Source organism: Sphingomonas sp. 28-62-20, from assembly GCF_002281505.1.
Genome location: NZ_NCGH01000053.1, coordinates 1 through 2986 on the forward strand (window position 1 = coordinate 1; position 2986 = coordinate 2986).

Consider the following 2986-nt stretch of genomic DNA (forward strand, 5'->3'; position numbering starts at 1 on the left):
CTGGCCCCTGTTCGAGCAGCGATTGCAAGGTGACAAGCCGCCCTTCATGGCTGGGCATACAAAAATCGGGCATGACATCGCCGACCATGGGTGCCGTGCCGCCTGCCTGTGCCGCCTCCAGTCGATTGACAAAGGCATCGACCGCGGCGGCGAAGCCTGGTCCTTTGATGCGGACACAGTCAGCGACGTATTTGAGCCGCTCGCCCAGCGTAAGATTGCGATTACGCACTTCCTGGAAGGCGTCTTCAAGCGCTGCGACGAGCGGATGTGTCATCCATTAAACCCCATGAAACTGTGTACCACATCGCCAGCCCGAGTGGGTAGCGCTTGAGGATCATTTTGCGGCGGTAGTCTCGATCATTTCACCGGCACAGGCTTCGTGCAGGACAAATCCTTCGCTCGGATCGACCTCAGCACGCCAGGGGGCTTTTTCAAGCGTTTCGCTCGTGTGGCGGTAGCCCGCCTCCCAACGCTGACGAATGCCATCGGCGCTGAAATCGACGTCCTTGGCATGATCCTCATAGTCGAGCGCAGGCGCAAGCAGACGGATCACGTGCATCTGTGTCGTGCAGCCATAGCCGGTCAGGCCGCGCTGCTTGAGGCTTTCGAGCGCCTTTTCGGGGATCAGCGCAGTCATTTCGGCAATGATATGGCGCATCTTGTGCAGCTGGCGCTGGCGCTTGATGTGCGACGCCGCACGGCTAGAATACTGCACGTCCTTCTGGCGGTTCATTACCTCCCAGATGGTCTCTGGCTCCTTGCCATGCGGGTTCCACAGATGAACGGCAAAGACCATCCCGTTCTTGCGGGGATTGTCATCGAATACGACTTCCACCGGCGTGTTCGACAGGATTCCGCCGTCCCAATAGAGCTGATCGTCGATCCGCACTGCCGGGAAGGCCGGGGGCAGCGCGCCTGATGCCATGATATGGCGCAAGTCGATGGTCTGATCGCGGCTGTCGAAATAGGTCATCTCGCTGGTCTGAACGTTCGACGCGCCGACGGTCAGCCGAATTGGACCGTTGTTGATCTGGTCGAAATCGACAAGATCAGTCAGCGTCTCGGCGAGCGGTGCCACCGAATAGTAACCGGCACCCTCCGCGCCCAGCGGCGCATGCTGGCTTACAAAGGCTGCCGTGTTGGGACGAAAGAATGACGGAATGCCGGTGGTGACGGCCATCATGTTGCGGGCGGCCGCGGGAAACCAGCTGGGCAGCGGCATCCCCATGAAGCGATCGCTTTCGACCCGCTTCCAGAATTCACGCAGGCGATTAAGACCGTCCTTGGGAGGCCCTCCCGCGATCAGCGCGGCGTTGATTGCACCGATTGAGGTGCCGACCACCCAGTCGGGTTCGATGCCCGCTTCGGAAAGCGCCTGATACACCCCGATCTGATAGGCTCCCAGCGCACCGCCGCCTTGCAGGACCAGAGCGGTCTGGCCGTAGCTCGAAATCTCTTCGTGAAGGGTCTTCATGATTGTGTCTCCTAATCGAGAAAGGGAGGCGGCAGCCGGTCGCGACGGGACGACCGCGAGCCGTTATTGCGCAGTCCAGCCGCCATCGACGGGCAATGCGGCGCCAGTGATTGAGGCAGCGCCAGGACCACAAAGGAACACGGCCAACGCGCCGAGTTCCTCGACCGTGGCGAAGCGCTTGGTCGGTTGTGCTGCGAGCAGGACGTCGCGGATGACCGCTTCTCGGTCGATGCCGCGCGCCTGAGCAGTATCGGCAATCTGGTTCTCCACCAGCGGAGTCCATACGTAGCCGGGGCAGATCGCGTTACAGGTGACGCCGAACTGAGCACCCTCCAGAGCAACGGTTTTGGTCAGCCCGAGCACGCCGTGCTTGGCGGCGACATAGGCGCTTTTGAACGGTGACGCGACCAGCGCATGCGCTGAGGCGACGTTGATGATGCGGCCATAGCCTGATGCCTTCATCGGTGCGAAGGCGGTGCGGATCGTATGAAACGCCGCCGACAGATTGAGCGCGATGATTGCGTTCCATTTGTCGACAGGAAAATCCTCGATTGGCGACACATGCTGGATACCGGCATTGTTCACCAGGATGTCGACCTGGCCGAGCAGCGCGATGCTATTCTCCACCAGTCCAGCCGCACCGGCGGCATCCAGCAGATTTGCGCCATCATAGGCAACGCTGCCGCCATGCGCGGACAAGGCTGCGCATGTTGCCTCGATTGCATCGCAATCACCCAGGCCGTTGATGACGAGGTCGGCACCGGCCGCAGCAAAAGCGTGCGCGATCCCCAGGCCGATTCCGCTGGTTGATCCGGTGACAACAGCGACACGTCCGGCGAGTGGTTTTGGCGCGGTGGTCGAGGTAGCTGGCAAGTCCATAACGGGCATCCTTTTGGAAACGATGACCGGAAACTGCCCAATCTGATGTCTCGAATGAAATGCCGTTTGTGCATCAATTCCATGCGGCAATGGGATTGGGCCGGGATCGGACCGAAGCGTACACCCTGATTGTGTCAGCGAACCGCCCCCGGTTTTCCGACCCCCATAACCAAGTAACAGGATGACGATCATGACCAGAACAACCCTACGCAACGCCGTGTTCGCGCTGTTCGCAGCAACCACGCTCGCCACGCCAGCTTTTGCCGGCGGGTGCCCAGTCAACAAAAATACAGTCAATGCGCTCACCGGCGCGCCGACAATGCCCAAGGGCGTAACGGATACCGTCCTCGGCTCAGTCGATCTCGGCGCCGAAATCGACGTCGCTGATCGCCAGCTGCGCACCCGTCGCCTCGTCGTCCAGCCGGGCGGCATCGTACCGCTGCACAGCCACAAGGACCGCCCGGCCCTGATCTATACTGTCAGCGGCCAGATCACCGAATATCGCAGCAACTGCGCGGTGCCGATTCTGCACAAGGCCGGCGACATCGCGCGCGAAGCCGATGGGATTTCGCATTACTGGATCAATCGCGGCAAGGTGCCGACGGTGTTGCTGTCGTCAGACGTCCATCACGG

3 protein-coding genes and 1 pseudogene are annotated in these 2986 nt (G+C 60.9%); 1 reads left to right on the forward strand and 3 read right to left on the reverse strand.

The features are described from left to right. From B7Y43_RS19755 to B7Y43_RS19765, 3 genes and pseudogenes are all read right to left on the reverse strand, one after another. A pseudogene (locus tag B7Y43_RS19755) lies at positions 1-274 on the reverse strand (hypothetical protein); the annotation flags it as partial. A gap of 60 nt (positions 275-334) precedes the next feature. Beyond that, entirely contained in the window at positions 335-1474 is a 1140-nt protein-coding gene (locus tag B7Y43_RS19760; RefSeq protein ID WP_374133374.1) for a patatin-like phospholipase family protein, read from the reverse strand. Positions 1475-1537: 63 nt separating this feature from the next. Further along, positions 1538-2353, reverse strand: coding sequence for a 3-hydroxybutyrate dehydrogenase (locus B7Y43_RS19765; RefSeq protein ID WP_374133375.1), 816 nt, complete (start codon positions 2351-2353; stop codon positions 1538-1540). Positions 2354-2543: 190 nt separating this feature from the next. On the opposite strand from B7Y43_RS19765, the gene B7Y43_RS19770 reads away from it, so the two are divergent. Then, positions 2544-2986, forward strand: a 443-nt coding sequence (locus tag B7Y43_RS19770) for a cupin domain-containing protein (protein WP_374133376.1), incomplete at its 3' end; no start/stop codon positions are given.